The organism is Nonomuraea guangzhouensis, from assembly GCF_019396345.1.
Lineage (GTDB): Bacteria > Actinomycetota > Actinomycetes > Streptosporangiales > Streptosporangiaceae > Nonomuraea > Nonomuraea guangzhouensis.
In genome coordinates, this window is record NZ_JAHKRM010000004.1 from 255,043 (window position 1) to 281,722 (window position 26,680).

Consider the following 26,680-nt stretch of genomic DNA (forward strand, 5'->3'; position numbering starts at 1 on the left):
ACTCTGGGAGTCATGTCCGTTACGCCCTTACGGGGCGGGCCGGCGCGCGAGGCCGAGTTACTCGGCGTCGTGCTCGATGTGCTGCGCGAAACCGGGTACGACCGGCTGACCATCGACGCGGTGGCCGCACGCGCGAAGGCGGGCAAGCACACCGTCTACCGGCGCTGGCCGTCCAAGGCGGAGCTGGTGGTGGCGGCGTTCGTCAATGCCGTGTCCGACAGGCCGGTGGTCCCCGACACGGGTGAGCTGCGGGGTGATCTGCTCGCGCTGATGGAGTCGCTGGTGGGCGAGCTGGCCCGGCTGGGTGAGGTGATCGCCGGGCTGATCGGCGAGATCCTGCACAACGCCGACCTCGCCCGCGCGGTGCAGCAGAACTACGTCGCCAGCCGCCGCCGGTTGACGCTGGAGGTGTTCGAGCGGGCTTGGGCCAGGGGCGAGCTGTCGCGCAGCGCCGACACCGACCTGCTGTGGCAGGTGGGCCCGGCGGTGCTGTTCTTCCGGGCGCTGGTCAGCGGTGAGCCCGTCGACCACGAACTGGCCCGGCGGCTCGTGGACCACATCGTGCTGCCCATCGCCCTCGGCCGCCGATAGAAACAGCGCCGGCAGAACAGCCATGGCGCCGACCTCAGGCTCGCCGCCGGGCACGGTACGCGCTGGCCTTGGCGCGGTTCTGGCACGACAGCCCGCAGAAGCGCCGCGAGGTGTTCCGCGTCACGTCGAAGAAGACCAGCGCGCACCCGTCCGCCTCACATGACCGGAGCCGAACCCCCTGCCCCACCCCGATCACCATGGCCAGCGCGGTGCCGGCGTCGGCGGCCCAGGCGTCGACCAGCGAGGCGTCCGGCTGGTGGAAGGCCAGGATGGGCGGCTCCCCGTGCAGGTTGGCGACGGCCGAGTGCCGTACCAGCAGCGCGTTGAGCGACGCGACGGAATCGGGGCCGCCGCCGAACACGGGCCGCAGCTCGGCGGCCACCTCCGCCAGGCGGTCGGCGTCGGCGGCGGTCGGGGATCCGGCGGGCGGCCGGTCGAGGCGGGCCGTGGCGGCCAGTACGGCGGCGCGGCGCGCGGCCCCGTCGGCCGGCGGCGCGAGGTCGCGCCCGCGTACCTCGCCCACGGCCAGTTCGTTCACCAGGAGGACGGCGAGCTCCACCCACCGGCCAACATAACTGTCTATTTGGGATTGACCAGTGATGCGCCAGGAGTCTATCGTCACTGGCATAGCTTATCTAGACAGTGAGGAATTGGCATGTCCATCGATGGCAGAGTCGCCCGCCGCATGTGGCACCAGCTGGAGCCGATCCACGCGGCGCTGTACTTCTCCCCCCAGGCCTTCGAGGAAGCCGCCGCGATCGGCTACGACGTGGAGTCGCGGTGGCCGAGCTACTTCGCCTACCGCACCGCACCACTGGGCCACGCGGGCACGAACCTGGCCTTCGCCACCTACTACAGCTTCAGCCCTCAGACGATCGCCGAACACGTTCCGGCCGTCTGGGACACCGCCACCCCCGAGCAGGTGCTCCAGACCCGCGTCCGGGCCGTCGACCGCACCTATCGGGCGCTGCTCGGTGACCGGGCGGGGCAGCTCGCCGAGGCCGCGGAGCTGGCCAGGCGGACGGCCGAGAGCGTGACGGTGGCCGGACGGCCGCTCGCCGCCGCCAACCTGGACCTGCCCTGGCCGGACGAGCCGCACCTGGTGCTCTGGCACGCCGCCACCGTGCTACGTGAGCACCGCGGCGACGGCCACCTGGTGGCGCTCCAGGCGGCGGAGCTGGACCCGTGCGAATCGCTGGTCTCCTTCGCCGCGATCGGCGCCGCCCCGGAGGCCAACTTCGCCGGGCGGGGCTGGAGCGAGGACGACTGGGCCGCCGCGCAGGATCGACTCGCCGGGCGCGGCCTGGTCGACGCCGCAGGCCAGGCCACCGACGCGGGCCGGGCGCTGCGCGACCAGGTCGAGCGGATGACCGACGCACTGGCCGCCGAGCCGTGGCGGCAGCTGGGCGAGCAGCGCGCCGACCGGCTGGCCCAGCTCGTCCAGCCGGTCCTGGGCGCCGTCTTCGAGGCGGGAATCCTCCCGATGACCAGCACGCTCGGCATCGCCACGGTGAAGGCACCCGACTGATCCACCGGCCGCCCCGACCTCGACCGGCCGGCACGCGCGGACCGGTCAGTAGCCGGGCGCGGGCTGCCAGAGGCTGATCTCCGTGCCCTGGTCGTCGGTGCAGGCGCAGCCCCGCCCCGACTTGCTCTCGATGATCTCCCCCGTCGTGCCGCCGAGCTCACGCACCCGCTTGATCGCGGCGTCGACGTCGTCGACGCTGTAATACAGGTTCGGCTGTGACGAGGGGCCGGAGGCGGTGAGGCCCATCGGCACCGCCGTGTTCGTCACGTGCAGGTACGTCTCGTGCTCGCGCCGGAACTCCCACCCGAACAGCGCCCCGTAGAAGGCGGCGGCCCGATCCAGGTCCTCGACGGACAGCGTGTAGTAACCCAGCTCCACAGCCATGCGCAGTCCTCCGTAATAATTGCCGCTATCGTTAAGTATTACCACATAACGGAAGTGAGCAACTATTAACGCAAACGGCAACGATCTGGATGCCACACTGGCCGCCCTCGCCGACCCCACCCGGCGCAAGGTGATCGACCTGCTGCGCGCCGGCCCCCGCCCCGCCGGGGAGCTGGCGCAGGCCGTCCAGATGAGCGCGCCCGCGCTGAGCAGGCATCTGCGCGTGCTGCGGGCCGGCGGGCTGGTCCAGGCGGAGGCGGGCGGCGAGGATGCCCGGCTGCGCCTCTACACGCTGCGCCAGGAGCCGTTCACCGCCCTTCAGGCGTGGCTCGACCAGGTGCAGGCGTTCTGGGCCGAGCAGCTCGGCTCGTTCAAGGACCACGTGGAGCGCACCACCCCATGAACTCCGTCCAGGCCGCCGTCATCGTCCCCGTCGACCAGGCCACCGCGTTCCGCGTCTTCACCGACGAGATCGACAGCTGGTACGTGCGCGGCCCCCACAGCTGGGTCGACCCGTCACGCGCGGTCGGCATCCGGTTCGAGGAGGGCTACCTGCGCGAGCTGTGGTCCGACGGCGGCCACGTCGACACCGGCCGGATCCTCACCTGGGAGCCGCCACGCCGCCTGGTCTGGGCCGACCTGATCAACGACCAGGGTGCGATGGAGATCGAGGTGGCGTTCACGCCGGTCGACGGCGGCACCGAGGTGCTGCTGGAGCACCGCGGCCTCGACACGCTCCCGCCGGACGTGGCCGGGCGCATCCGCCGGGGCTACTCCTGGCAGATCGCGCTGAGCTGGTTCGCCGAGAGTTTCGCGCGTTTGTGAAGCCCGTAGAATCCCGCCTGTGACTCGTGACGAAGAGGCCGTGCGCCACGCGGTCGAGCGGATGGCGCGGATCTTCTCCGACTGGGGGCTGCCGCCCATGGCCGCGCGCGTGCTGTTCACGATGATGGCGGCCGAGGAGCGGACGCTGACCGCCGCCGAGCTCGGCGACCGGCTCGGCGTCAGCCCGGCCGCCATCTCCGGCGCGGTGCGCCTGCTCACGCAGATGCACCTGGTGGTGCGGGAGCCGGTGCCCGGCTCCCGCCGTGATGTCTACCGCCTGCCCGACGACGCCTGGTACGAGCTCACGCTGGCCAAGATGCCGATCTTCCGGCAGATCACCGACGAGGCGACGGCCGCGGTCGAGGCGGTCGGCGGCGACGACACCACCGCCGGCGCGAACCTGGCCAGGATGCGCGACTACTTCGCGTTCGTGGAGCGCGGGCTGCCCCGGCTGCTCGCCGAGTGGCGCGAGCGCTGACAGCCGAGCACGGGCGCTAGCCCCTGCCGTACTTCTTGTGCACGGCCTGTTTGCTCACCCCGATCGCATGAGCGATCTGCGCCCACGGCAACCCGGCCACCCTGGCCCGGCGTACCTGGACCGCCTCCATGCGTTCGATCTCGTGCCGCAACGCGGTGGTCGCCTGCAGGGCTCGCAGCGGATCCTCGTCCTGCGCCTGCCGCATCAGCGTCGCCAGGTCGTTCGTCATCCCCCCAACGTAGTCCAGCGGCCGCTCATCGCGAGTCCAGGACGAGCCTCAGGCCGAGCCCGATGAGGACGACACCGGAGATCTGCTCCAGCCGCCGCTTGACGACCGGGCGGCCGAGGAACGCCTTGGCCTTGGCGACGGTCCAGATGAGCAGGCCGTACCAGAGCAGGTCCACGAGCACCCAGACGACGGCGAGCGTGACGAGGGTGAGCGGGACGTTCTGCCCTTGCGGCACGAACTGCGGCAGGAACGACATCGCGAACACCGCCGCCTTCGGGTTGGCCAGGCAGGTCCCGAACCCGGCCAGGTACGACCGGCGCCGTCCACTGACCGCGACCCCCTCGACCGGCGGCGAACCCTTGCGGGCCTGCCAGAGCGACTGCGCCCCCATGACGACCAGCAGGACCGCGCCCGCGACGCGCATCACGTCATAGGCCACCTGCGAGGCCAGCACCAGCGCCGACAGGCCGAACGCGGCGGCCAGCCCCCAGATCAGGATGCCGGTCTCGTTGCCCAGGGTGGCGGCCAGGCCGGAGCCGCGCCCGGCCCGCAGCGTCTGTCTGAGGATGATCGCGGTGCTGACTCCGGGAACCATCGCCACCAGGATGCACGCGCCAATGAATGCGATGAGATACATGTGGGGCATAGTGGCAGAACCGCCCGTTTTTAGCCGTAGATTTTTCCGAGCTCCGCGACGGCCTCGACCATCAGCGCGCGCAGCTCGGGCGGTCCCAGCACCTCGACGCTCGCCCCGAGCCGCAGCAGCAGCCACCGGGCGTGCCTGATCGACTCGATCGGAACCGTGAGCGTGCGCCAGCCCTCGGCGTCGGGCTCGGCGCCCTCGGCCAGCGCGGCGGCGACGACGTCGTTGCCCATCGTGTAGGCGAGCAGGCTGTCCAGTCCGGGGGCGATCTTGATCACGGCCTCGGCGGTGTACATGCGCTCGCGGAACTCGCGTGAATAATCGCGCCAGAAGTCGCCGAGGTCGAAACCCTCGGGCCGGTCGAAACCGCCCGGCAGCGTCTCCAGCGCTAGGATGCGCGCGACCCGGTACGTACGCGGCGTCGCCCCGGCGGGCGCGGCCACCATGTACCACGAGCCGCCTTTGAGCACGAGCCCGTACGGGTCCACCACCCGCTCGACCTCCTGCTGGCCCCAGCGCCGGTAGGTCATCCGCAGCCGCCGCTGCGCCCACACCGCCTCGGCCACCTCGTTGAGGTGCGGCACGTCGTCGGCGTCGCGGTACCAGCCGGGCACGTCCAGCAGGAAGCGCTCGCGCATCCGCGAGGCGTGCGAGCGCGGCTCGGGCGGCAGCGCGGCCAGCAGCTTCAGCTCCGCGCTCGCCACCACCTCCGACAGCCCCAGCTCGGCCGCGGGCCCCGGCAGCCCGGCCAGGAACAGCGACGACGCCTCCTCGGCCGTCAGCCCCGTCAGCCGGGTGCGGTAGCCGTCGAGCAGCTGGTAGCCGCCCGCCGGACCGCGATCGGCGTAGACCGGCACCCCGGCGGCCGACAGCGCCTCGACGTCGCGATAGACGGTCCTGACCGACACCTCCAGCTCCGCGGCCAGGTCGGTGGCGGTCATCCGGCCGCGCGCCTGCAGAAGCAGCAGAAGGGAGAGCAGACGGCTGGCGCGCATGCCCACCATTGTATTGCGCACATATGTCATGTTTGTATGAACACATGGAACGTGTGCTGTCCATCATGAACACCCTTCGCATCCACGACAGCGTCTCGGTCGCCGAGCTGGCCGCCGAGCATGGCGTGTCGGAGATGACCATCCGCCGCGACCTGGACGAACTGGCCCAGCAGGGGGTGGTGCGCAGGGTCAGGGGCGGCGCGCTGTCGCTGCTGCTGCGCGGCGAGGAGCCGCCGTTCGGCGTACGGGAGCACGAGGCGGTCGACGCCAAGCAGCGGATCGGCGCCGAGGTGGCCGGGCTGATCGCCGACGGCGAGGCGGTGCTGCTCGACGGCGGCACCACCGCGCTGGAAGTGGCCCGCGCCCTGCTGGACCGCCGGGTGACCGTGCTCCCGCTCGCGCTGCAGTCGGTGTCACTGCTGGCCGCGGCGCCGCGCGTTCGGCTGGTGCTGCCCGGCGGAGAGGTACGGCAGGGCGAGCTGAACTTCATGGGCCCCCTGACCGAGACCTCGATCAAGGCGCTGCGCTTCGACACGGCGGTGATCGGCTGCTGCGGCCTGTCCGCCGAGCAGGGGCTGACCGCCCACGACCTGCCGGAGGTGGCCGTCAAGCAGGCCGCCATCGCCGCGGCCAGGCGGGTGATCGTGGCGTGCGACTCGGGCAAGTTCGCCAGGACGGCGTTCGGCGCAGTCTGCCCGATCTCGCGGCTCGACGTGGTGGTGACCGACGCCGGCATCCCACGCGAACAGCACGACGCCCTGCTCGCCGCCGGGGTCACCGTCCGTCTCGTCCAGGAAGCCCGGTGAACCGCGCCCGGGTGGCCGTCTACCTGCTGTTCCTGCTCGCCGGGGCCGCCATCGGCACCTGGACGGCCCGGATACCGGCCATCAAACAGGACCTCGGGCTGAGCGACGGGCGGCTGAGCCTGGCCCTGCTGGCCATCGCCGCCGGGGCGATGGCGGGCATGCAGGCGGTCGGCCGCCTGGTGGACCGCTACGGCAGCAGCCGCGTCATGATCCCCGCCGCGCTGCTGCAGGGGGTGGTGCTCGTCCTGCCCGCCTACGCCGTGAACCTGGGCACGCTGGCCGCCGCGCTGTTCGGGTTCGGCGTGGTCCACGGGGTGCTGGACGTCTCGATGAACGCCAACGCGGTGGAGGTGGAGCGGGCGTGGGGGCGGCCGATCATGTCGTCGTTCCACGCGGTGTTCAGCATCGGCGGGTTCGCGGGCGCCGCCGCCGGAGGGCTGTTCGCGCACCTGGCGCTCTCGCCCGCCGCCACGTTCCTGTCGGTCGCGGTGGTGATCGCGCTGCTGGCCGCGTGGGCGGCGGCCTGGGCGCTGCGCTCCCGGCCCTCGCCGGTGACCTCGGATTCCGAGGTACGGCCGAGGCTGCCCAAGGGGATCCTCTTCCTCGGCGTGCTGGCGTTCTGCTGCCTGGTGGGCGAGGGGGCGGCGGCCGACTGGAGCTCGGTCTACCTGCGGGAGGACCTGGCCGCGTCCGCGGGGTTCGCGGCGGCGGGCTATGCCGCGTTCTCCATCATGATGACGGCCGGGCGCCTGGCCGGGGACCGGCTGGCGGTCCGCTTCGGGCCGGTGGCGCTGGTGCGCGGGTGCGGGCTGCTGGCCGCCGCCGGGCTGGGGCTGGCGCTGACGGTCGGGCATCCGGTGGCGGGGGTGGCCGGGTTCGGGTGCTTCGGGGCGGGGTTGTCGTGCATCGTGCCGCAGGTGTTCTCCGCCGCCGGGCATCGTGACCCGGCTTTCGCGGGGCGGGCTCTGGCGCGGGTGGCGAGCATCGGCTATCTGGGGTTCCTGTCCGGGCCGGTGCTCATCGGGGGTCTCGCCGAGCTGTCCGGGCTGCCGCGGGCGCTGGGCGTACCGGCGCTGCTGGCCGCCTTCGTGGCACTGGCCGCCACCGCGCTGCGTCCCCGTACGACCGAGCCGGTCAGGTCCTAGCGCTCACGACGCCGACGGCGAAGTCGGCGCAGCGCCTCGGCACCTAGCCGAACTGCTGCCAGCCCAGCCTGATCACCATGGCCACCACCACACACAGCAGCACGACGCGGACGAAGCCCGTGCCGCGCTTGAGCGCCATCCGGGCGCCCACCTGCGCGCCCGCCACGTTGCAGACGGCCATCCCGAGACCCAGCCCCCACAGCACATGCCCCTGCCAGGCGAACACGAACAGCGCGCCCAGATTGGTCCCGGTGTTGATGATCTTCGCCGAGGCGGAGGCGGACACGAAGTCCAGCCCGAGGATCGTGGTGAACGCGATGATCAGGAACGTACCCGTCCCCGGCCCCATGATCCCGTCGTAGAAGGCGACGCCCACGCCCGCGATCGTCACGGCCGCCACGACGCGGCCGTTCGTCCGCAGGTGGGGCTGCGGCACCGAGCCCATCTGCGGGCGCAGCGTCACGAACGCGGCCACGCCCACCAGCACCGCCATCACGGCCGGTCGCAGCACATCGGCCGAGATCGCCGCCGCGGCCAACGCCCCCAGCCCGGCACTGACCACGGCCAGCCCCACACCGGGCAGCGCGACCGCCCGGTCCACCTTGGTGGTACGCGTGTAGGTCACGGCGGCCGAGGCGGTGCCGAAGACGGAGGAGAGCTTGTTGGTGGCCATCGCCTGCACGGGCGGGATGCCCGTCACCATCACCGCGGGCAACTGCACCAGCCCGCCACCACCCACGACGGCATCGACCCAGCCCGCACAGAGGGCAGCCGCCAACACCAGCACCACATGCTCCAGCGGCACGCCACTCCCCCGATTTCCCCCGAGAACCGCAAAGAGCGTATATGTCCCGCTATCACAACCAAACAGGAGGGATGCCCCTTACCACCAACCCACCGGCCACGCTGTGGCGCGCCGGGCCGCCGGCCGCGCTGTGCCGCCACCAACCCCCGGGGTCGCGATCCCGCGGGCCGCGCTGCCCCGCGCCGCACCTTCGAGCCCCAGTTGCGGGTCGCGCCGCGTCTGGCCCCCGCCGCTCTGTGCCGGACCTCCGAAGTTCCAGCCCACTGGCCGCGCTGCGCTGGTTTGCCGGAGGCGGCCGACATGGCGCGGCCGCCCCCGCAGGTCGCCGCCCGGGTCTAGCGGGCGGTGGTCAGCGTCCGCTTCCTGGAGGCGTAGATGTCGTCGATCAGGTTGTAGGAGCGCGCCTGCTCGGCCGTGAAGATCCGGTCCCGCTCGATGTCCTTCCTGATCTCCAGCTCCGTCTTGCCCGTGTGCCTGGCCAGCATGAACTCCTGCTGGCCGCGCATCCGCAGGATCTCCCTGGCGTGGATCTCCATGTCGCTCGACTGGCCTCGGCCGCCCTCGGTGGCGGGCTCGTGCAGCAGGACGCGGGCGTGCGGCAGGGCGGCGCGCTTGCCCGGCGTGCCCGCCGCCAGCAGGACCGCGGCGGCCGAGGACGCCTCGCCGATGCAGACGGTGTGGATCTCCGGCCGGACGAACTGCATCGTGTCGTAGATCGCCGTCATCGCGGTGAACGAGCCGCCCGGCGAGTTGATGTACATGTTGATGTCCTGGTCGGGGTCGAGCGACTCCAGCGTCAGCAACTGCGCCATCACATCGTTGGCGCTCGTGTCGTCGATCGGCGTGCCCAGGAAGATGACCCGGTCCTCGAACAGCTTGTTGTACGGGTTCATCTCCTTCATGCCGTAAGAGGTGCGCTCGGTGAACGAGGGCAGCACGTAACGTCCGCTCATATCAGTTCATCCCCTCGGCCATGTGGTCGACGAATCCGTAGTCGAGCGCCTCCTGCGCGGTGAACCAGCGGTCGCGGTCGGAGTCGGCCTGGATCTGCTCCAGCGGCCGGCCGGTGTGCTGGGCGGTGATCTCGGCCAGCCTGCGCTTGGTGTAGAGCAGATTCTCCGCCTGGATCTGGATCTCGCTGGCCGAGCCGCCGATGCCGCCGAGCGGCTGGTGCATGACGATCCGCGCGTTGGGCAGCGCATAGCGCTTGCCGGGGGTGCCCGCGCACAGCAGCAGTTGCCCCATGGAGGCGGCGAAGCCCATCGCCACCGTCGCCACGTCGCACGGGACGAACTGCATCATGTCGTACAGAGCCATCCCCGCGGTCACCGACCCGCCGGGCGAATTGATGTAAAGCGTTATGTCCCGGTGCGGATCCTCGGCCGCCAGCAAAAGCAGCTCACCGCACAACCGATTGCATATCTCGTCGTCGACCTCCTGGCCGAGAACAAGTATGCGCTCCTTCAACAGCCGCTGGCTGAGCTGGTCAGGCCAGGAGGTGCGCAGGGTCTCCGTCATGGAATCGCCTTTCTCTCGAGCTATTCACCGACGCTAGACCCGGGCCGCACGAATTCCAGCTCCTTTTCGCTGGGGGCGCATTTCTCTAAAAGCGCATTCCACCGAGAGCGAATAACCGTCGACATACAATCACGAATGTGAGATGGAACCTGCCCCGCCGATGGGCATGCCTGATCCTCGGCGGCGCGCTGCTGATGCCGTACATGATGACCGGGGTTCTGACATCGGGCCTGCTCCAGGGCCAGTCGGCCGATTTCTTGCTGCCCCTTCAGCTCGGGGTGTTCGTGGCGGTGCTGCCGGTGGTGGCGGTGACCGGGCTGTTCCTGCCGGTACGGGCGCTGGAGGTGAACGCCGCCCAGGGGCTGCTCGGCGCGCGCGTGGAGACTCCCCCCAGGCAGGCGCGCCGGTCATGGCAGGAACGGTGGCGCACGGCCGCCTGGTACACCCTCCACCTGGGCATCGGCGGCCTGGTGAGCGGGTGCACGCTGGCCGGGATTCCGTTCACGGTCTTCACGTTCGCGGTGCCGTTCGTCGGCGGGCCCGAGCGCATGCTGGGGATCGCGGTCGAACCGGGCTGGGCGGCGCTGCGCTGGCCGTTGATCGGGCTGGGCGTGCTGGGGGCGGTGGTGCTGTTCGCGGCCGGCGCGGGCGCGCTGCTGGCCCGGCTCGCCCCCGTGCTGCTCGGCCCCACCCCCGGCGAACGACTGACCGCGGCCGAGCGTCACGCCCGTACGCTGGCCGAGCGCAACCGGCTGGCCCGCGAGCTGCACGACTCCGTCGGCCACGCGCTGAGCGTCGTCACCCTGCAGGCCGCCGCGGCCGGGCGGGTGCTCGACCGCGACCCCGAGACGGCCAGGACCGCTCTGGCGGCCATCGAGCAGTCGGCCCGCGCCGCCCTCGACGACCTCGACCACGTCCTCGGCGTCCTGCGCGACGGCGACCCGCCCCCTGAGGCCGGCCCGCCGCAGGCGACGCTGGCCGATCTCGGCGACCTGGCCGCCGCCTCGGGCGCCGAGGTGCGGCGCGAGGTGGGCGACCTGACCGGCGTGCCCGCCGTGGTCTCCAGGGAGGCCTACCGGATCGTGCAGGAGGCACTGACCAATGCGCTCAAACACGGTCAGGGGCCGGTACGGCTGGCCGTCGCCGTACAGGACGACGACCTGAGACTGGAGATCACCAACGAGACCGGCACGAACGGCCCACAGCCGAGCACCCGGTCGGACGCACCGCCCAGCCGATCGGACGCACGGGACAACCGGCCGAGCCCGGGGCCGGGCGATCCGATGGACGCGGGACCGGGCGACTCGATGGACGCGGGGCCGAGCGACCGGGTAGGCGGAAGGGGAGTGACCGGTATGCGGGAGCGCGTTCGCCTGCTCCGCGGCGAGCTGGAGGCGGGCCCGGTGGAGGACGGCTGGCGCGTGTCCGTCCGGCTGCCTCTCCGGTCGGTCCCATGACAGGCGGCCCCGCGTCAGACGGCCCCGTGACAAGCAGCCCCGCGTCAGGCGGCCCCGTGGCAAGCGGTGGTCGAGAGTGCCCGGCGTAGCGGTGTCACGGGATCACCGCTCCGGTCGGTCCCATGGCACCGCTACGGTCGATCCCATGACATCCCCTACGGTCGCTCTCATCACGCTCCCCCGGCCGCGCCCATGACGCTCAAGGTCGTGATCGCCGACGACGAGGCCCTCATCCGGGCCGGTCTGCGCGTCATCATCGACGCCGAGCCGGGGCTGAGCGTGGTCGGTGAGGCCGCCGACGGCGCCGAGGTGGTGCCCGTGGTGCGCCGGGAGCGGCCCGATGTGGTGCTGATGGACGTACGCATGCCCGCCGTGGACGGCATCCAGGCCACCCGGCGGCTGGTGGCCATGGACGAGCCGCCCAAGGTGCTGGTGGTCACCACGTTCGAGAACGACGACTACGTCTACGAGGCGCTGCGGGCGGGCGCCAGCGGGTTCCTGCTCAAGCGGACCCGGCCCGACGAGCTGGTCCACGCGATCAAGCTGGTGGCGGCCGGGGAGTCGCTGCTGTTCCCGGCGGCGATCCGGACGCTGGCCGGGCGCAGGTCGCCCGATTCCCCGCTCTCGGAGATGCCCGGCATCGGCCGGCTGACGGGCCGTGAGGGCGACGTGCTGCGGCTGATGACCAGGGGGCTGTCCAACGGCGAGATCGCCGCCGAACTGGTCGTCAGCCAGGAGACCGTCAAGACGCACGTCGGCAACGTGCTGACCAAGCTGGGCGCGCGCGACCGCACCCAGGCCGTGATCGCCGCCTACGAGTCGGGCTTCGTCTCACCCCGCTGATGCACGACGATCTGCGACACCGGCAACGTCGTGCTCTCGGCGACCGTCATGCCGGTGGCGGCCAGGTGCTCGTCCACCAGCCGCAACCCCACCGCATATCCCGCCATGTCGGGAATGCCGCGAGGCTCCTGCCCGTACCGCGCCACCGTGCTGTCCCCCAGCACGTACGCGGACGTGAGGTGCATGCCCTCCAGATCGAAGTCCGCCATGATCTTCGCGTGGGCCCGGTCCAGCTCCGCACCGGTGACCATCGACGACCACGGCCCCATGGCCCCGACCCCCGACAGCTCCCGTACGAACGCCTCCGCCAGCCCCTCGGAGACCACGTGCTCCCCCACGGTTGGACGCCACGGCACGTTGGTGTAGCGCGCCTGGTGGTGGAACTCGTGGACGGCGCAGTGCGCGATCCTGCCGATCGTCTCCTCCGTCGGCCAGCCCAGCAGGTACAGCAGGCCGGGCGAACCTCCCATCCCGTAGTAGCCGCCCGTGACCTTCATCAGATGCTCGTCGTCGGGATTCCCCAGCACGAACACCACCTGCAGCGAGTCGGGCAGCTTGAGGCCGGCCAGCCGGTCGGCGGCCCGGTACAGCTCCCGCTCGACCTGCCCCAGCACGTCCGCCTCGATCATGGCGCGGATCGCGGGCAGGTAACGCGGATCCTCGGCGTCCACCCGGAAACCGGGCCCCTGATGGTGGATGTCGACGATGTCGCCCGGCATCGGGATGGCCGGGCGGATGGGCGCGAGCAGCTCGCGCAGCAGATCGGGACGCCGCTCCAACGGCTGCTCCAGCAGCTCGGCCATGGCCGTGAGCGTGTCGTGAACGATGAACTCCATGTCCCCGGACGCTAGAACCTCACGCGACGTGAGACTCAAGCCGAAAAACGGAGAAATCAGAGCGGTGAGCCGTCTCCCGAGTCCTCACCGGGCGACGGCCCCGGCGTGAGCTGCCCGCTCCTGCTCGGCGACGGCGTCTGGCTGGGCGAGGGCTGCTGCGGCTCCGGCGTGGCCGGCGTCGGGGGCGCGGTCGGCTGGAAGTTCGTCGGCGGCAGCGGCCTGGGCAGCGGCTCGTCGTCCTCCCTGCCCATGATCAGCAGCAGCGCGATCACCGTACCGAGCAGCAACAGCACGGCCAGCGCCATGGCGGCCAGCAGCACCCGGCGGCGCGTCTCCGTGAGCGGCCGGCGCCCGGTCGGCGCGCCCGGCAGGGCGGGCGCGCGGTCGGTCAGCCAGTACGGCACGAAGTCCGGGCCGTGCGCCTGCCCGATGAACGTGCCCCCGACCATCACCGGCTCCAGGAACCACTCGGCCCCCGGCCGGCCCGGCACGTACGGCACGGCCACCCAGGGCGCCGTGCCGGTCTCCATCGACAGCACCTCCGGCACGCCGTCCAGCACCGCGGCGCGCGTCTTGGCGGCCCGGCCGAGCCAGCCGCGCGCGGGCGCGGCCTCGCGCACCGCCGTCACGAACCGTTCGCGGGCGGCGGCGTCGAAGGCGGCGCCGCGGGTCAGGAGGGCGAGCGAGACGGCGCGACCGTCCGGCCCCTGGCCGAGGTAGACGAAACCGGCCGGCGCGGAGTGCAGGCGGGCCTGCACCACGAACGGCCCCAGCTTGGGCGGATCTCCGTACTGCAGCGGACTGGCCACGTTTGCCATGAAAGCACAGACCGGCACCGTGCACGTTTGCGGGACGTTTGGTGGAATGGCGTCATGAGCGTCGCCGAAGATGTGCCAGACGAAACCGATGCGGCCGTGCTGCGTCAGACCCTTGACGAGGTCCGGCGGGTCATCGTGGGCCAGGATCACATGGTCGAGAGGTTGGTCGTCGCCCTGCTGGCCCGTGGTCACTGCCTGCTGGAAGGAGTGCCAGGCGTCGCCAAGACCCTCGCCGCCGCCACCTTGGCCACCGTGGTGGGCGGCACGTTCGCCCGGATCCAGTTCACGCCCGACCTGGTGCCGAGCGACATCGTCGGCACCCGGGTCTTCCATCCGTCCAATGAGAAGTTCGACGTCGAGCTGGGGCCGGTGTTCGTCAACTTCCTGCTCGCCGACGAGATCAACCGCGCCCCCGCCAAGGTCCAGTCGGCGCTGCTGGAGGTGATGGCCGAACGCCAGGTCACCCTGGCCGGGGTCACGCACCCACTGCCCAAGCCGTTCATCGTGCTGGCCACCCAGAACCCGATCGAGTCCGAAGGCGTCTATCCGCTGCCCGAGGTGCAGCGCGACCGGTTCCTGTTCCGCGTGCGGGTCCCGCACCCCAGCGCCCACGAGGAGCTGGAGATCCTGCACCGCATGAGCGTCACCCCGCCGGCGCCCGACCGCGTGCTGGACCCCGACCGGCTGATGGCGCTGCAGGAGGCGGCCGAGCAGGTCTCGGTCCACCAGCTCGTCGCCGACTATGTCGTACGGCTGGTCATGTCCACCCGCTCGCCCGCCGAGTACGGGCTCGGCGAGCTGGCCGACACCATCGAGGTCGGCGTCAGCCCGCGCGCCACGCTCGGCCTGGTCGCCGCCGGACGCGCCCTGGCCCTGCTGCGCGGGCGCGACTACCTGCTGCCCGACGACGTACGCGACGTGGCCGTCGACGTGATGGCGCACCGGCTGATGCTCACCTTCGACGCGCTGGCCGACGGCGTCGATCCCGAACAGGTCGTCAGGCAGATCCTGCACGCCGTACCACCGCCCCTCGTCGTCTGGAACCAGAACCGATGAGCGGCCGGTGAACACAGCCGAGCAGGCGCTGCGGCGCCTGGAGCTGACGGTGACCCGGCGGCTCGACGGGCTGCTGCACGGCGCCCACCTGGGGCTGCTGCCGGGGACGGGCAGCGAGGCCGGCGACAGCCGCGTCTACGTGCCCGGCGAGGACGACGTGCGGCGGATGGACTGGGCGGTCACCGCCCGCACGACCGTGCCGCACGTCCGCGACCTGATCGCGGACCGGGAGCTGGAGACGTGGGCGCTGGCCGACCTGTCGCCCAGCATGGACTTCGGCACCGCCGACACCGACAAGCGCGACCTGGTGGTGGCCGCGGTCGGGGCGATCGGGTTCCTGTCCAGCCGGATGGGCGACCGGTTCGGGGCGCTGGTGCTGCACGACGAGTTCGTGCACCGGATGCCGGCCCGCACCGGGCGGCCCGCGCTGTACGGGCTGCTGCACTCGCTCATGGACGCGCCGCGCGGGCAGGCCGTCCCCGACGCGCCCGACCTGGCGGAGGGCATCGACGTGCTGGCCGCCACCCGCAGGCGGCGCGGCATGCGGCTGATCGTGTCGGACTTCCTCGACGCCCGGCCCGAGCTCGACCCCGAGGCCGAGCGGGCGTGGGAACGGCCGATCAGGCGGCTGTCGGCCCGCCACCAGGTGCTGGCGGTGGAGGTCATCGACCCGCGCGAGCTCGAACTGCCCGATGTGGGCCGGGTCGCGTTCGCCGACCCCGAGAGCGGGCACGTACGCGAAGTGCACCTTTCCCCCAAAGTACGCCGAGACTACGCAGAAGCGGCGGCGCTGCAACGCGAAGGCACCAAGGCCGCGCTGCGCCGCGCCGGAGTGGCGCACCTGGTGCTGCGGACCGACCGGGACTGGGTGTTCGACGTGGCGCAGTTCGTCCTGCGTCAACGGCGCATGGCCCACCTGGCCCATCGGAGGGCACGTGCGTAGTCAGGGAGTAATCGAACCGGGCGACAATGGTGCTATGCCGATGAAGGAGGCATGGTGACCTTTCTGTCGCCGGCGTGGTTGTGGTTGTTCGCGGTGGTGGCGCTGGTCGTGGTCGGCTACGTGGCGGCGCAGTTCGCCAGGCGCCGCTACACCGTGCGCTTCACCAACCTCGCGCTGCTCGACCTGGTCGCGCCCGCCGGCCCCGGCTGGCGGCGGCACGTGGCGCCGCTGCTGTTCCTGGCCATGATGTCGCTCCTGGTCATCGGCGCGGCCAAACCGGCCGACCAGGTGAAGGTGCCGCGCGACCGCGCCACGATCATGATCGCGCTGGACGTGTCGCTGTCGATGGACGCCGACGACGTCCAGCCCAACAGGATCAGCGCCGCCAAGGCCGCCGCCCAGGCGTTCGCCAGGGAGCTGCCCGACAGGTTCAACGTCGGCGTGGTCTCCTTCGCCCGCTCGGCCAACGTGGTCATCGCCCCCACCACCGACCACCAGGCCGTCGTGACCGCGATCGGCAACCTGTCCACCCGGCCGGGCACCGCGATCGGCGAGGCGGTCTTCAACTCGCTCGACTCCGTACGCTCCTTCGACCAGCAGGCCGCCACCGACCCGCCGCCGGCCGCGATCGTGCTGCTGTCCGACGGCGACAACACCTCGGGCAGAGGGGTCAACGAGGCCATCGACGCCGCCCAGCAGGCGCGCGTGCCGGTCTCCACGATCGCGTACGGCACGCAGGAGGGCACGGTCTCCATCGACGGCCGGCCGGTGAACGTGCCGGTCAACAAGCAGACCCTCCAGTCGCTGTCCGACGGCACCAGCGGCCGGGCCTACACGGCGGAGTCGGGCAGCGAGCTGCGTGACGTCTACGAGCAGATCGGCACCTCGCTCGGCTTCAAGCTGGTGGACCAGGAGGTCACCCAGTGGTTCATCGTGGCCGCCATCGTGGCCGGGCTGCTGGTGGCGGGTGCCGCGGTCCTGTTCGGTGCCCGGATCCCGTAACGTTTTGCCACGTGGCCCACTACTTCTCCGAGCAGCCGGGGACCGCGAGCCGGCCGGGCTCCGTCGACCTGGTGCTGCCCGACCTGCACCTGCGGCTGGAGACCGACCGGGGGGTGTTCTCCCCCGAGCGGGTCGATCTCGGCACCCGCGTGTTGCTGGAGAGCGTTCCGCCGCCGCCTCAGGAGGGCGACCTGCTCGACCTGGGCTGCGGCTACGGACCGATCGCGCTGACCATGGCCTCCCGGGCACCCGGGGCGACCGTCTGGGCGGTCGACGTGAACCGGCGCAGCGTGGAGCTCACCGCGCGCAACGCGCAGGGCGCCCGCCTTGACAAAGTAAGGTCGCTGCATATCGACGAGGTACCCGAAGACGTGAAATTTCAGGCTATCTGGTCTAATCCCGCAATCCGCATTGGCAAGCCCGCCCTGCACGAGATGCTCACCCGCTGGCTGTCCCGGCTGACGCCCGACGGCGTCGCCTACCTGGTCGTACAGAAGCACCTCGGCTCCGACTCCCTGCAGCGCTGGCTCGGCGAGCAGGGCTGGCAGGCCACCCGCGCGGCCTCCCGCGCCGCCTACCGAATCCTGAAGGTAACCCGATGAGAAGGCAGCTGCGCCCCACCGACGTCAAGCGGCTCAACCGCACCTGGCGCAGAAACACCTCGAACCGGCTGTCGCTGATCCTCGAGTCGGTCACCGGCCCGTTCAACGTCGGCTCGATCTTCCGCAGCGCCGCCGCGTTCGGCGTCGAGCAGATCTGGCTGGCGGGCAACGCCACCCCGCCGACCAACCCCAAGGCGGGCAAGACCGCGCTCGGCACCGAGCGGCTGGTCACCTGGCACGAGCCGGTGCCCGCCGTCGACGCCGTGAAGGCCGCCCGCGAGGACGGCTACACCGTGCTGGCCATCGAGCTGACCGCCGAAGCCGTGCCCCTGCACCGGGCCGACCTGGGCCGAGACGTGTGCCTGGTGGTCGGCAGCGAGGACCACGGCTGCTCGCCCGCCCTGCTCGACTCCGTCGACGGGGTCTGCTACATCCCGCAGGTGGGGCGGGTCGGCTCGTTCAACGTCTCGGTGGCCGCCGCCATCGCGCTGGCCGAGGCCCGGCGTCAGGAATGGCAGAATCTCGCTGATTCGTAACCTTATTGTTCATCCACGGAAGGCATACTTCAGGACGTGCTCAGCCGCCGCTTCGCGTTTCTCGATCACCCGGGCCCGCTGGCCTTCGCGCACCGCGGAGGCGCCGCCGAGGGCGCTGAAAACTCCGCCGCCGCCTTCGAGCAGGCCGTGCGGCTGGGCTATCGCTACCTGGAGACCGACGCGCACGCCACCGCCGACGGAGTGCTGCTCGCCTTCCACGACCACACGCTCGACCGGGTCACCGACCGGCGCGGCCGCATCTCGGAGCTGCCCTACAGCGCGGTCAGGCAGGCGCGCATCGACGGCGTGCACGAGATCCCGCTGCTGGAGGACCTGCTCGGCGGCTATCCGGAGATCCGCTTCAACATCGACGTGAAGGAAGCCGCCGCGATCGCGCCGCTGGCCGAGGCGGTCCGGCGCACGGCGGCCTACGACCGGATCTGCCTGACCTCCTTCTCCGACGAACGCCTGGTGCTGGCCAGGGCCGCGCTCGGCGGAGAGGTCTGCTCGGCGCTCGGCCCGCGTGGCGTCGCCGCGCTGCGCGCCGCCGCGGCCACCTCCGGCTACGGCCGGCTGCTGGCCCGGCTGAAGCGCGCGGGTGTGCCCTGCGCGCAGGTGCCGGTGGGCTTCCGCGGCCTGAAGGTCACCACCCAAAGCCTCATCCGTACGGCGCACGCCATCGGCATGCAGGTGCACGTGTGGACGATCAACGACCCCGTCCGCATGGAACACCTGCTCGACCTCGGCGTCGACGGCATCATGACCGACAACGTCACCGGCCTTCGCGACGTGCTGGAGCGTCGCGGCCTGTGGCATCCCGGCCGCATGGCCGCATAGGAGCGACACGACACATGCCCGTACCCGCACCCCCCGCGGCTCCCGACGACACCGCCGACTCTCCCGCCGCACGCAGGCGCGAACAGCGCGGCTGGTACATCTACGACTGGGCCAACTCCGCCTTCTACACCACGATCATCTCGGTCTTCCTCAGCCCGTACCTCATCTCGGTCGCCAAGACCGCGGCCTGCGCCAAGGACTTCCCCTCGGTCGCGGCCGCCACCTGCTCGGCCGACTTCGACAAGCTGGCCGAGGCCCATCCCGGCCTCGGCTACGTCGACGTGCTCGGCGCCGACATCAGGCCGGCCGCGTTCTTCGGGCTGATGCTGACCGTGTCGGTGCTGCTGCAGATCGTCTGCCTGCCGATCGTGGGCGCGCTGGCCGACCACACCGGCCGCAAGAAGGAGATGCTCGCCACCTTCGCCTACCTGGGCGCACTGGCCACCGCGGGCCTGTACTTCCTCGAAGGCGACCGCTACGTGCTGGGCGGGGTGCTGTTCATCCTGGCCAACCTGGCCTACGGCTCGTCCGTCGTGGTCTACGACTCCTTCCTGCCGCAGATCTCCACCGCCGAGGAACGCGACCGCGTCTCCTCCCGCGGCTGGGCGATCGGCTACCTGGGCGGCGGCCTGCTGCTGGCGCTCAACCTGGTGCTCTATCTCCAGCACGAGAGCCTCGGGCTGACCGAGGGCATGTCGGTGCGGATCAGCATGACCTCGGCCGGCCTGTGGTGGGCCATCTTCACGATCGTCCCGCTCCTGCGGCTGCGCAACCGGCCGGTCCCGGTCCACGAGAGCACGGCGCTGCGCTCGGTCGGCGGCAGCTTCAAGCAGCTCGGCCGGACGCTCAGCGAGCTGCGGCGCTATCCGCTGACGCTGTTGTTCCTGGTGGCCTACCTCGTCTACAACGACGGCGTGCAGACCGTCATCGGCAACAGCTCGGCCTTCGCCTCCGAGGCGCTCAAGCTGAGCAAGGACACGCAGATCAGCGCCATCCTCATGGTGCAGTTCGTGGCGTTCTTCGGGGCACTGCTGATGGGCCGGCTGGCCCGCCGGTTCGGCACCAAGAACACCGTGCTGGGCAGTCTGGTCGTGTGGACGGTGATCGTGATCATCGCCTACTTCCTGCAGGAGAAGGCCGCCCTGCAGTTCTATCTGCTGGCCTTCGCCATCTCGATCGTGCTGGGCGGCACCCAGGCGCTGTCGCGCTCGCTGTTCTCGCTGGTGATCCCGAAGGGGCGGGAGGCCGAATACTTCAGCCTGCTGCAGATCAGCGACAAGGGGTCGGCGTTCATCGGCGCGCTGACGGTGACGATCGCGGTCCAGCTCACCAACAGCTATCGGATGGCCATCATCTCGATGGTCGTCTTCTTCATCGTGGGCTTCGTCCTGCTGGCCATGGTCAACCTGCCCAAGGCCATCCGCGACGCGGGCAACGAGGTGCCGGCCCGGATCTGATCCTCCAGGAGGGTCATGCCCCGGCGGCGAGGACCATCGTGCCCGGGCCCTGGGCGGCGCCGGGGCCGCGCACGGCCCGCACGCTCTCCGCGTCGGCCTCGCCGCCGCAGTGCGGGCACGTCACGACCGGCGTGAACTGCTCGCCGCAGGAGTGCACCAGCAGCGCGGGCGGCCCGCCGGGCGGGGTCGCCCACCGGTCCCCCCAGGCCATCAGCGTGAACAGCGCGGGCACGATGTCGCGGCCCGCCTCGCTCAGCACGTACTCGAAGCGCACCGGCCGCTCCTGGTAGGGCAGCCGCTCCACCACTCCCGCCGCCACCAGGTGCTCCAGCCGCCGGGTCAGCAGGTTGCGCGAGATGCCCAGATCCTCCGCGAGGTCGTCGAACCTGCGCACCCCCAGGAACAGATCCCGCAAGATCAGCGGCGTCCACGGCTCGCCGACGACGCCGACGGCCTGGGCGATGGAGCAGTGCATGTCCCCGAACCTGTTCACGACCCCAGCATAGTGGGTTGATAAAGTGAACTCATGACAGTTCACATTCAGGACTCACCCGCCCGCGCCTACCGCGAAGCCGGCGAGGCCAAGAACGTCGACGCGATCATGTCCACCCTGGCGCCGGACGTGGTCTTCCACTCCCCCCTCAGCGCCACAGCGGGCTTCCACGGGCACGAGCAGGTGCGCGAGCTGTTCACCGCGGCCATGGCCGCCCTGAGCGGCCTGCGCTACCACACCGACGTGGGCGACGAGCGGACCCGGATGATCGCCGCCACCGCCCGCCTCGGCCGCCAGGAGATCGAGGAGTCGGCACTGCTGCGCCTCGACGAGCGGGGCCTGATCAAGGAGATCACCATGTGGATCCGGCCACTGCCGGGCCTGACCGCCATGATGGCCGCCCTCGGTCCCGCCCTGGCCAGAGCGACGGGCAAGCCGGGCCTGCCGCTGCTGGTCGGCGCGGCCACCAAGCCGCTGGCCGCGATGACCCGCCTCGGCGACCGGACCCTGGTCCCCCTGCTCACGAAACGAGAGCACCGCTCTTGACATCGTCGCTCCAAAGGGAGAGCATTGCTCACAGAACAGAGCAATGCACTTTCCCCTGGAGCCACCATGAACACCCGGCTGACCTCTGCGGCCTTCGCCGCCAGCGGTGTGCTTTTCCTCATCTATCCGGCCGTGCGGCCGTCCGGCGACGACGCGGCCGCCATGGCGTCGGGCGCTTGGGTGGCCGGCCATCTGGCGGCCATGATCGGCTTCATCCTCGCCGGGCTGGCCGTCCTCGGCCTGCACCAGGTGCTGGGCGACCGGTTGTCGCTGCGGGCGGCGGTGGTGACGTGGATCGGCGCGGGGCTCACTCTGCCCTACTACGGCGCCGAGGACTTCGGGCTGAACGTCATCGCCCGCCGGTCACTGCGCGACAACGCGCCGGCGCTGATGGAGCTGGCCCAGGAGTTCCGGTACGGGCCGGTCGCGGTGACCATGTTCGCCGCCGGGCTCGCGCTGCTGGGTGTGGGGACGGTCATGGCTGCGGTCGCCGTGTGGCGGTCCGGGGTGCCGGCCCGGTGGAGCGCGGTGGTGTTCGGGGTGGGGTTCGCGCTGTTCATCCCGCAGTTCTTCATGCCGTACCCGCTGCGGGTCGCGCACGGCGCGCTGATCGCCGTCGGCGGCCTCTGGCTGGCCGCCGAGGTGTGGCGCGCGCGGGGCCGCTCCCAGTCCGCGACGCCGATCAGGCGGCCCGCCGGCGCCGATCGGTGAGCCGCGCGACCACTGATCAGTGAGCCGCGCGACCACTGATCAGTGAGCTGCGCGACCGCTGATCGGCGGTCGCGCGCTTGCTGATCGGCCAGCCACGCGACGAGCGGGATCCGTCCGCGCGCTACGAGGGCAGCAGCAGGGCCGGGTGGCCGATGACGCGTTCGATCACCACGCCGGCCGCGCCGAGCACCGCGGCGTTCCCCGCCAGCTCCGAGGCGACCACCGGCGGCACTTCGGTACGCAGCGAGCCGCCCCCCTCCGCCAGGGCGGCCTCGACGGCCGGGCGGATCCAGGGCGCGAGCGGCGAGAAGATGCCGCCGAGCACGATCGCGCCGGGGTCGACCAGGTTGACGGCCGAGGCCAGGGTGGCCCCGAGCGCCCGGCCCGCCCCGTCGAGCGCGGCCAGCGCCCGCGGGTCCGAGCGTTCCAGCAGGGCGATGAGCGCCTTGATCGGGCCGTCCGGCTTGGCGGCCGTGGTCGCCGTGACGGCGGGCAGCCCGGCGGCGCGCAGGATGGCGTCCTGACCGGCGCTCTGCTCCAGGCAGCCGCGCCCGCCGCAGGTGCACGGCGCGCCCCCCGGCTCCGCGATGAGATGGCCGAGCTCGCCGGCGAACCCGTGCGTGCCACGCAGCACCTGACCGTCCATGACGATGCCGGCCCCGATCCCGATCTCACCCGAGACGTGGATGAAGCCGCCGTGCCGCGCCCCGTCGCCGAACCAGAGCTCGGCCAGCGCGGCCAGGTTGGCCTCGTTGTCGTGGCCCGCGGGGATCGGGAGGTCGGGCAGGGCGTCGCGGAGCAGGGTGCTGACCGGGACGTCGGTCCAGCCGAGGTTCGGGGCGCGGCGGACCAGGCCGTTCTCCCGGTCGAGCAGGCCGGGGACGGCGACCGTCGCGCCCGCCACGTTCAGGCCCTGCCCGGCGGCCGCGGCGACGGCCTCGGCGGCCAGCCGCCCCAGCGAGGCGATCACCGCCTCGGGCGACCGGCCCCGGTTGTCGAAGGTCACGAGCTGGTGGTAGCGAGTACGCCGGCCCAGGTCCAGCACGCACGCGGCGAGGTAGTCGACGTTGATCTCCAGCCCGAGCGCGGCGGCGCCGTCACCGTTGACCGAGACCGCGATCCCGGGCCGGCCGCGCTCGCCGTCCTGCACCAGCGCGCCGTCCTGGACCAGCCCGGCGCCTTCGAGCACCGCGAGCAGGTTGGAGACGGTGGTCTTGGTGAACCCGGTTTTCTCGGCGAGCCGGGCGCGGGTGACCGGCTGGCAGCGCACGACCTGCTCCAGCACGACGGCGAGGTTGCGCTCGCGCATCGTGGCGTGCCTGAGCGGCCCTTCCCTGGATTTTGTCACGATCTAAGACTAATGGGTCTTCCTGGCGATTCGCCGGTCTGTTACGCTATTTAATCCATACAGTTTACTAATATGGAGTCCGGGTGACAGAGGCACTGGTGGCCGGGGTCGACTCCTCGACTCAGTCGACCAAGATCGTGCTGTGCCGGGCCGGTGACGGCACGGTGGTCGACGAGTTCGCGGCCCCGCATCCCGACGGCACGGAGTGCCATCCCAGCCATTGGGAGAGCGCGCTCGACAAGGGGCGGCACCTGCTGGAGCGGGCCGCCGCGGTCGCGGTGGCGGCCCAGCAGCACGGCATGGTCGCGCTCGACGGCGCCGGCAAGGTCGTACGGCCCGCCCTGCTGTGGAACGACACGCGGTCGGCGCCGCAGGCCACGCGGCTGACCGGCGAGCTGGGCGGTCCCGCCCGGTGGGCCGAGCTGACCGGCAGCGTGCCCGTGGCCTCGTTCACGGTCACCAAGCTCCGCTGGATGGCCGAGCACGAGCCGGAGCTCGCCGCCCGCACCGAGGCCGTGCTGCTCCCCCACGACTGGCTGACCTGGCGGCTGGGCGAGCGGCGCGAGCTGACGACCGACCGGGGAGACGCCTCGGGCACCGGATACTGGTCCCCGGCGACGGGGACGTACCTGCCCGAGTTCGTCTCGGCGGCGATCGGGCGCGAGATCGAGCTGCCGCGCGTGGCCGCGCCGAACGAGATCGTCGGAGAGCTGCCGGGCGGCGCCGCGATCGGGCCGGGCACCGGCGACAACATGGGCGCGGCGCTCGGGCTCGGGCTGCTCCCCGGCGACGTCGCGGTGTCCGTCGGGACCTCGGGCACGGTGTTCGCGGTGAGCGAGGTGCCCGCCGCCGACCCCTCGGGGATGGTCGCCGGGTTCGCGGACGCGACCGGCCGGTTCATGCCGCTGCTGGCCACGCTCAACGCGGCCAGGATCCTCTCCTCGGCGGCGTCGATGATCGGCTGCTCGCTGGCGGAGCTGTCGGAGCTCGCGCTGGCCGCCCCGCCGGGCGCCGGCGGGCTCACACTGCTGCCCTACCTGGACGGCGAGCGCACCCCGAACCGGCCGGACGCCTCGGGCACGCTCACCGGCCTCACCACACGCAACGCCACCCGCGAGAACCTCGCGCGCGCGGCCGTCGAGGCGCTGCTCTCCTCCCTCGCCGACGCCATCGACCACCTGGCCGCGCAGGGCGTACGGCCGCGCCGCGTGCTGCTCATCGGCGGCGGCGCCAAGTCCGAGGCGGTGCGCCGCATCGCCCCCCAGATCTTCGGCATGCCGGTCGCCGTCCCCGCGCCCGCCGAATACGTGGCGCTCGGCGCGGCCCGCCAGGCCGCCTGGGCGCTGGCCGGCACGCCCGCACCGCCCGTCTGGTCGGCCCAGCCGGTCCAGGAGTACGACGGGCCCCCCACTCCCCATGTCCGCGAGCAGTACGCCGAGCTCCGCGATCGTACGGCCCGCTGGCAGGACCCCCGAGAGGAACAACCATGAGCGAAGACCTGTACACGCCCACCCGCGAGGACCGTTTCTCCTTCGGCATCTGGACCGTCGGATGGCAGGGCGTCGACGTGTTCGGCCCGGCCACCAGGGCGCCCATGTCCGCCGATCGGGCCGTGCGCAAGCTCGCCGAGATCGGCGCGTACGGGGTGAACTTCCACGACAACGACGTGTTCGACTTCGACGGGCGCGACCGGGACGAGCGGGTCGGCGCCTTCCGCAAGGCGCTGGAGGAGACCGGCCTGGTGGTCACCACGGCGACCACCAACCTGTTCTCGCACCCCATCTTCAAGGACGGCGCCTTCACCTCCAACGACCGCGACGTGCGCAGGTTCGCGCTGCGCAAGGTGATGGACAACATCGACCTGGCCGCCGAGCTGGGCGCGCAGGTGTACGTGTGCTGGGGCGGCAGAGAGGGCGCGGAGTCCGGCGCGGCCAAGGACGTCAAGGCCGCCCTCGACCGTTACAAGGAAGCCTTCGACGTGCTCGGCGCGTACGTGCTGGACCACGGCTACGACCTCAAGTTCGCGATCGAGCCCAAGCCCAACGAGCCGAGGGGCGACATCCTGCTGCCCACCATCGGCCACGCGCTGGCGTTCATCAACGAGCTGGAGCACGCGGAGCTGGTCGGGCTCAACCCCGAGGTGGGCCACGAGGAGATGGCCGGGCTCAACTACGCGCACGGCATCGCGCAGGCGCTGTGGCACGGCAAGCTGTTCCACATCGACCTGAATGGGCAGAACGGCCCGCGCTACGACCAGGACTTCCGCTTCGGCGCCGGCAACGCGCGGGGCGCCTTCTGGACCGTCGACGTCCTGGAGTCCAACGGCTTCTCCGGCCCCATCCACTTCGACTTCAAGCCGCCGCGCACCGAGGACGACGAGGGCGTGTGGGTGTCGGCGGCGGCGTGCATGCGCAACTACCTGATCCTGCGGGAGAAGGTGCGGGCCTTCCGCGCCGACCCCGAGGTCCAGGAGGCGCTGCGGGCCGCGCGGCTCGACGAGCTGTCCGTGCCGACGCTCGCCGCCGGGGAGAGCTGGCGCGACGTGCGCTCGTTCACCCCGGACATCGACGCGCTCGCCGCCCGGGGCGCGGCGTTCGAGCACCTTGACCAGCTGGCCATCGAGCACCTGTACGGGGTGCGCTGACCCGCCTTCACTCCCGGTGGGCGGCTGGGCGCGCTCGCCGGGCTTCTCCCCGCCGGTGGCCGCTCGGCCTCCGGCGGGCGGCCTGGGTTGGCTCTGTGGGGCGGCCCCGGTCGGCTCATGGCCCTGTGGACTCGGTCGGCCCTGCCCGGTGAGGCGACCCGGTGAGGCGGCCCGGTCAGGCGGCCCGGGGGCCGACCCGTGAGGCGACCGGTCGGCGTCGCCAGCGCCACGGACCCCCACCGCCTGATCGGCGAACCGAGTGAACAGCTGCTGGACGCACCCGAAGACGACCGCTGCCCCCACCCGGCCGCGCACACAGCGGCCATCAACCGGGCGCGTCCGCTCCCGGCCTCACCGTCCGGGGCCCGCCGCACCCGCCCGCACGGTCGTGCATGGCCCGATGGCGGTAGACGTGTCGGTGGCGGTGGCGGGCCGGTCTGGCGGGCCGGTTCCCCGTGGCGAGTCGGTCCGGTGGCGGAGGTCGGTCGACATGCATGGCCAGGCTGGGTCTGCTGACCTATGTGGTGGTCGTTCGGAGGCCGTGCATAGCAACTGCGCGTCGATGTCGCGCTCCAGAGGGCGCCTTGCGGTCGGGCCGATTCAC

General features: G+C 71.7%; 32 protein-coding genes. 20 read left to right on the plus strand and 12 right to left on the minus strand.

The genetic code is table 11. The features are described 5' to 3' along the window. Window positions 1-12 precede the first annotated feature (12 nt). Window positions 13-591, plus strand: a complete 579-nt coding sequence (locus KME78_RS09385; protein WP_219528409.1) for a TetR/AcrR family transcriptional regulator — start codon at window positions 13-15, stop codon at window positions 589-591. A gap of 34 nt (window positions 592-625) precedes the next feature. Here the strand turns inward: KME78_RS09385 and KME78_RS09390 are convergent, their stop codons facing one another. Further along, window positions 626-1,150: a CGNR zinc finger domain-containing protein gene (locus tag KME78_RS09390; RefSeq protein ID WP_308126865.1), complete on the minus strand. Its 525-nt coding sequence runs from the start codon at window positions 1,148-1,150 to the stop codon at window positions 626-628. Window positions 1,151-1,246: 96 nt separating this feature from the next. Between KME78_RS09390 and KME78_RS09395 the strand changes: the two genes are divergently transcribed. After that, the gene (locus KME78_RS09395; RefSeq protein WP_219528410.1) at window positions 1,247-2,119 is read left to right on the plus strand and encodes an SCO6745 family protein; all 873 of its coding nucleotides are present in this window, start codon (window positions 1,247-1,249) and stop codon (window positions 2,117-2,119) included. Window positions 2,120-2,164: 45 nt separating this feature from the next. Here KME78_RS09395 and KME78_RS09400 read toward each other — a convergent pair whose 3' ends face one another. Next, window positions 2,165-2,503 carry a VOC family protein gene (locus KME78_RS09400; RefSeq protein WP_219528411.1) on the minus strand — a complete coding sequence of 113 codons (339 nt, stop codon included), beginning with the start codon at window positions 2,501-2,503 and terminating at the stop codon, window positions 2,165-2,167. A gap of 97 nt (window positions 2,504-2,600) precedes the next feature. On the opposite strand from KME78_RS09400, the gene KME78_RS09405 reads away from it, so the two are divergent. The 3 genes from KME78_RS09405 to KME78_RS09415 are packed head-to-tail and all read left to right on the plus strand — an operon-like array spanning window position 2,601 to window position 3,806. Then, window positions 2,601-2,906, plus strand: coding sequence for an ArsR/SmtB family transcription factor (locus KME78_RS09405; RefSeq protein WP_281428678.1), 306 nt, complete (start codon window positions 2,601-2,603; stop codon window positions 2,904-2,906). Continuing rightward, window positions 2,903-3,328 (plus strand): SRPBCC domain-containing protein, encoded by a 426-nt coding sequence (locus KME78_RS09410; RefSeq protein ID WP_219528412.1) that lies wholly within the window; start codon window positions 2,903-2,905, stop codon window positions 3,326-3,328. Before KME78_RS09405 ends, KME78_RS09410 begins: the two co-directional genes overlap by 4 nt. A gap of 19 nt (window positions 3,329-3,347) precedes the next feature. Further along, window positions 3,348-3,806 (plus strand): GbsR/MarR family transcriptional regulator, encoded by a 459-nt coding sequence (locus KME78_RS09415; RefSeq protein ID WP_219528413.1) that lies wholly within the window; start codon window positions 3,348-3,350, stop codon window positions 3,804-3,806. Between the two features lie 16 nt (window positions 3,807-3,822). Here KME78_RS09415 and KME78_RS09420 read toward each other — a convergent pair whose 3' ends face one another. Genes KME78_RS09420 through KME78_RS09430 form a run of 3 tightly spaced genes read right to left on the minus strand, consistent with a single transcriptional unit; the run spans window position 3,823 to window position 5,673 of the window. Continuing rightward, window positions 3,823-4,035 carry a hypothetical protein gene (locus KME78_RS09420; protein ID WP_219528414.1) on the minus strand — a complete coding sequence of 71 codons (213 nt, stop codon included), beginning with the start codon at window positions 4,033-4,035 and terminating at the stop codon, window positions 3,823-3,825. A 25-nt stretch (window positions 4,036-4,060) separates the two neighbouring features. Continuing rightward, entirely contained in the window at window positions 4,061-4,672 is a 612-nt protein-coding gene (locus KME78_RS09425) for a LysE family translocator (protein ID WP_219528415.1), read from the minus strand. Between the two features lie 29 nt (window positions 4,673-4,701). Further along, a complete protein-coding gene (locus KME78_RS09430; protein ID WP_219528416.1) occupies window positions 4,702-5,673 on the minus strand; it encodes a helix-turn-helix transcriptional regulator in 972 nt (323 codons plus the stop codon). A 44-nt stretch (window positions 5,674-5,717) separates the two neighbouring features. Here KME78_RS09430 and KME78_RS09435 point away from each other — a divergent pair, with 44 nt between their 5' ends. Both KME78_RS09435 and KME78_RS09440 read left to right on the plus strand, forming a co-directional pair. Continuing rightward, window positions 5,718-6,479: a DeoR/GlpR family DNA-binding transcription regulator gene (locus KME78_RS09435; RefSeq protein WP_281428661.1), complete on the plus strand. Its 762-nt coding sequence runs from the start codon at window positions 5,718-5,720 to the stop codon at window positions 6,477-6,479. Continuing rightward, window positions 6,476-7,624: an MFS transporter gene (locus tag KME78_RS09440; RefSeq protein ID WP_219528418.1), complete on the plus strand. Its 1,149-nt coding sequence runs from the start codon at window positions 6,476-6,478 to the stop codon at window positions 7,622-7,624. Before KME78_RS09435 ends, KME78_RS09440 begins: the two co-directional genes overlap by 4 nt. A 43-nt stretch (window positions 7,625-7,667) precedes the next feature. Here KME78_RS09440 and KME78_RS09445 read toward each other — a convergent pair whose 3' ends face one another. From KME78_RS09445 to KME78_RS09455, 3 genes are all read right to left on the minus strand, one after another. Beyond that, window positions 7,668-8,429 carry a TSUP family transporter gene (locus KME78_RS09445; protein ID WP_219528419.1) on the minus strand — a complete coding sequence of 254 codons (762 nt, stop codon included), beginning with the start codon at window positions 8,427-8,429 and terminating at the stop codon, window positions 7,668-7,670. Window positions 8,430-8,764: 335 nt separating this feature from the next. Beyond that, on the minus strand, window positions 8,765-9,382 hold the full coding sequence (locus tag KME78_RS09450) for an ATP-dependent Clp protease proteolytic subunit (protein ID WP_219528420.1): 618 nt from the start codon (window positions 9,380-9,382) through the stop codon (window positions 8,765-8,767). 1 nt (window position 9,383) lies between these two features. Further along, entirely contained in the window at window positions 9,384-9,947 is a 564-nt protein-coding gene (locus tag KME78_RS09455; RefSeq protein ID WP_219528421.1) for a ClpP family protease, read from the minus strand. A 137-nt stretch (window positions 9,948-10,084) separates the two neighbouring features. Here KME78_RS09455 and KME78_RS09460 point away from each other — a divergent pair, with 137 nt between their 5' ends. Further along, window positions 10,085-11,404, plus strand: coding sequence for a sensor histidine kinase (locus KME78_RS09460; protein ID WP_219528422.1), 1,320 nt, complete (start codon window positions 10,085-10,087; stop codon window positions 11,402-11,404). Between the two features lie 192 nt (window positions 11,405-11,596). Continuing rightward, complete coding sequence (locus KME78_RS09465) at window positions 11,597-12,247, plus strand: response regulator transcription factor (RefSeq protein ID WP_219528423.1); 651 nt, start codon at window positions 11,597-11,599, stop codon at window positions 12,245-12,247. Here the strand turns inward: KME78_RS09465 and KME78_RS09470 are convergent. Both KME78_RS09470 and KME78_RS09475 read right to left on the minus strand, forming a co-directional pair. Then, window positions 12,217-13,083 carry a DUF2268 domain-containing putative Zn-dependent protease gene (locus tag KME78_RS09470; RefSeq protein ID WP_219528424.1) on the minus strand — a complete coding sequence of 289 codons (867 nt, stop codon included), beginning with the start codon at window positions 13,081-13,083 and terminating at the stop codon, window positions 12,217-12,219. The genes KME78_RS09465 and KME78_RS09470 overlap by 31 nt on opposite strands. 56 nt (window positions 13,084-13,139) lie before the next feature. Further along, the gene (locus tag KME78_RS09475) at window positions 13,140-13,901 is read right to left on the minus strand and encodes a hypothetical protein (protein ID WP_219528425.1); all 762 of its coding nucleotides are present in this window, start codon (window positions 13,899-13,901) and stop codon (window positions 13,140-13,142) included. A 54-nt stretch (window positions 13,902-13,955) separates the two neighbouring features. Here KME78_RS09475 and KME78_RS09480 point away from each other — a divergent pair, with 54 nt between their 5' ends. The 7 genes from KME78_RS09480 to KME78_RS09510 are packed head-to-tail and all read left to right on the plus strand — an operon-like array spanning window position 13,956 to window position 20,334. Continuing rightward, window positions 13,956-14,957 carry an AAA family ATPase gene (locus KME78_RS09480; protein ID WP_219528426.1) on the plus strand — a complete coding sequence of 334 codons (1,002 nt, stop codon included), beginning with the start codon at window positions 13,956-13,958 and terminating at the stop codon, window positions 14,955-14,957. Between the two features lie 7 nt (window positions 14,958-14,964). Next, window positions 14,965-15,900 carry a DUF58 domain-containing protein gene (locus tag KME78_RS09485; protein WP_219528427.1) on the plus strand — a complete coding sequence of 312 codons (936 nt, stop codon included), beginning with the start codon at window positions 14,965-14,967 and terminating at the stop codon, window positions 15,898-15,900. Window positions 15,901-15,954: 54 nt separating this feature from the next. After that, window positions 15,955-16,902, plus strand: coding sequence for a VWA domain-containing protein (locus tag KME78_RS09490; protein WP_219528639.1), 948 nt, complete (start codon window positions 15,955-15,957; stop codon window positions 16,900-16,902). Between the two features lie 11 nt (window positions 16,903-16,913). Next, window positions 16,914-17,504: a class I SAM-dependent methyltransferase gene (locus tag KME78_RS09495; RefSeq protein WP_219528428.1), complete on the plus strand. Its 591-nt coding sequence runs from the start codon at window positions 16,914-16,916 to the stop codon at window positions 17,502-17,504. Further along, window positions 17,501-18,040, plus strand: coding sequence for a TrmH family RNA methyltransferase (locus KME78_RS09500; RefSeq protein WP_219528429.1), 540 nt, complete (start codon window positions 17,501-17,503; stop codon window positions 18,038-18,040). Before KME78_RS09495 ends, KME78_RS09500 begins: the two co-directional genes overlap by 4 nt. Window positions 18,041-18,076: 36 nt before the next feature. Beyond that, window positions 18,077-18,877 (plus strand): glycerophosphodiester phosphodiesterase family protein, encoded by an 801-nt coding sequence (locus tag KME78_RS09505; protein ID WP_219528430.1) that lies wholly within the window; start codon window positions 18,077-18,079, stop codon window positions 18,875-18,877. A gap of 14 nt (window positions 18,878-18,891) precedes the next feature. Next, window positions 18,892-20,334: an MFS transporter gene (locus KME78_RS09510; protein WP_219528431.1), complete on the plus strand. Its 1,443-nt coding sequence runs from the start codon at window positions 18,892-18,894 to the stop codon at window positions 20,332-20,334. A gap of 13 nt (window positions 20,335-20,347) precedes the next feature. Here KME78_RS09510 and KME78_RS09515 read toward each other — a convergent pair whose 3' ends face one another. Then, entirely contained in the window at window positions 20,348-20,827 is a 480-nt protein-coding gene (locus KME78_RS09515) for a winged helix-turn-helix transcriptional regulator (protein ID WP_308126866.1), read from the minus strand. Window positions 20,828-20,860: 33 nt separating this feature from the next. Between KME78_RS09515 and KME78_RS09520 the strand changes: the two genes are divergently transcribed. Then, entirely contained in the window at window positions 20,861-21,373 is a 513-nt protein-coding gene (locus tag KME78_RS09520; protein WP_219528432.1) for a nuclear transport factor 2 family protein, read from the plus strand. A gap of 66 nt (window positions 21,374-21,439) precedes the next feature. Further along, window positions 21,440-22,084: a hypothetical protein gene (locus KME78_RS09525; protein ID WP_219528433.1), complete on the plus strand. Its 645-nt coding sequence runs from the start codon at window positions 21,440-21,442 to the stop codon at window positions 22,082-22,084. A 121-nt stretch (window positions 22,085-22,205) separates the two neighbouring features. Here the strand turns inward: KME78_RS09525 and KME78_RS09530 are convergent, their stop codons facing one another. Then, window positions 22,206-23,432 carry an ROK family transcriptional regulator gene (locus KME78_RS09530; RefSeq protein WP_308126867.1) on the minus strand — a complete coding sequence of 409 codons (1,227 nt, stop codon included), beginning with the start codon at window positions 23,430-23,432 and terminating at the stop codon, window positions 22,206-22,208. An 83-nt stretch (window positions 23,433-23,515) separates the two neighbouring features. Here KME78_RS09530 and xylB point away from each other — a divergent pair, with 83 nt between their 5' ends. Both xylB and xylA read left to right on the plus strand, forming a co-directional pair. After that, window positions 23,516-24,922 carry a xylulokinase gene (gene xylB, locus KME78_RS09535; protein ID WP_308126868.1) on the plus strand — a complete coding sequence of 469 codons (1,407 nt, stop codon included), beginning with the start codon at window positions 23,516-23,518 and terminating at the stop codon, window positions 24,920-24,922. Beyond that, entirely contained in the window at window positions 24,919-26,076 is a 1,158-nt protein-coding gene (gene xylA / locus KME78_RS09540; protein WP_219528434.1) for a xylose isomerase, read from the plus strand. The genes xylB and xylA overlap by 4 nt, the downstream gene beginning before the upstream one ends. Window positions 26,077-26,680: the final 604 nt, after the last annotated feature.

Bases quoted from the DNA above. Each gene is read 5' to 3' on its own strand.
- KME78_RS09435 (WP_281428661.1), top strand. From the start codon at position 5,718: ATGGAACGTGTGCTGTCCATCATGAACACCCTTCGCATCCACGACAGC.
- KME78_RS09470 (WP_219528424.1), bottom strand. From the start codon at position 13,083: ATGGAGTTCATCGTTCACGACACGCTCACGGCCATGGCCGAGCTGCTG.
- KME78_RS09465 (WP_219528423.1), top strand. From the start codon at position 11,597: ATGACGCTCAAGGTCGTGATCGCCGACGACGAGGCCCTCATCCGGGCC.
- KME78_RS09430 (WP_219528416.1), bottom strand. From the start codon at position 5,673: ATGCGCGCCAGCCGTCTGCTCTCCCTTCTGCTGCTTCTGCAGGCGCGC.
- KME78_RS09510 (WP_219528431.1), top strand. From the start codon at position 18,892: ATGCCCGTACCCGCACCCCCCGCGGCTCCCGACGACACCGCCGACTCT.
- KME78_RS09400 (WP_219528411.1), bottom strand. From the start codon at position 2,503: ATGGCTGTGGAGCTGGGTTACTACACGCTGTCCGTCGAGGACCTGGAT.
- KME78_RS09500 (WP_219528429.1), top strand. From the start codon at position 17,501: ATGAGAAGGCAGCTGCGCCCCACCGACGTCAAGCGGCTCAACCGCACC.
- KME78_RS09425 (WP_219528415.1), bottom strand. From the start codon at position 4,672: ATGTATCTCATCGCATTCATTGGCGCGTGCATCCTGGTGGCGATGGTT.
- KME78_RS09450 (WP_219528420.1), bottom strand. From the start codon at position 9,382: ATGAGCGGACGTTACGTGCTGCCCTCGTTCACCGAGCGCACCTCTTAC.
- KME78_RS09455 (WP_219528421.1), bottom strand. From the start codon at position 9,947: ATGACGGAGACCCTGCGCACCTCCTGGCCTGACCAGCTCAGCCAGCGG.
- KME78_RS09475 (WP_219528425.1), bottom strand. From the start codon at position 13,901: ATGGCAAACGTGGCCAGTCCGCTGCAGTACGGAGATCCGCCCAAGCTG.
- KME78_RS09525 (WP_219528433.1), top strand. From the start codon at position 21,440: ATGAACACCCGGCTGACCTCTGCGGCCTTCGCCGCCAGCGGTGTGCTT.
- KME78_RS09480 (WP_219528426.1), top strand. From the start codon at position 13,956: ATGAGCGTCGCCGAAGATGTGCCAGACGAAACCGATGCGGCCGTGCTG.
- xylA (WP_219528434.1), top strand. From the start codon at position 24,919: ATGAGCGAAGACCTGTACACGCCCACCCGCGAGGACCGTTTCTCCTTC.
- KME78_RS09395 (WP_219528410.1), top strand. From the start codon at position 1,247: ATGTCCATCGATGGCAGAGTCGCCCGCCGCATGTGGCACCAGCTGGAG.
- KME78_RS09385 (WP_219528409.1), top strand. From the start codon at position 13: ATGTCCGTTACGCCCTTACGGGGCGGGCCGGCGCGCGAGGCCGAGTTA.
- KME78_RS09420 (WP_219528414.1), bottom strand. From the start codon at position 4,035: ATGACGAACGACCTGGCGACGCTGATGCGGCAGGCGCAGGACGAGGAT.
- KME78_RS09410 (WP_219528412.1), top strand. From the start codon at position 2,903: ATGAACTCCGTCCAGGCCGCCGTCATCGTCCCCGTCGACCAGGCCACC.
- KME78_RS09520 (WP_219528432.1), top strand. From the start codon at position 20,861: ATGACAGTTCACATTCAGGACTCACCCGCCCGCGCCTACCGCGAAGCC.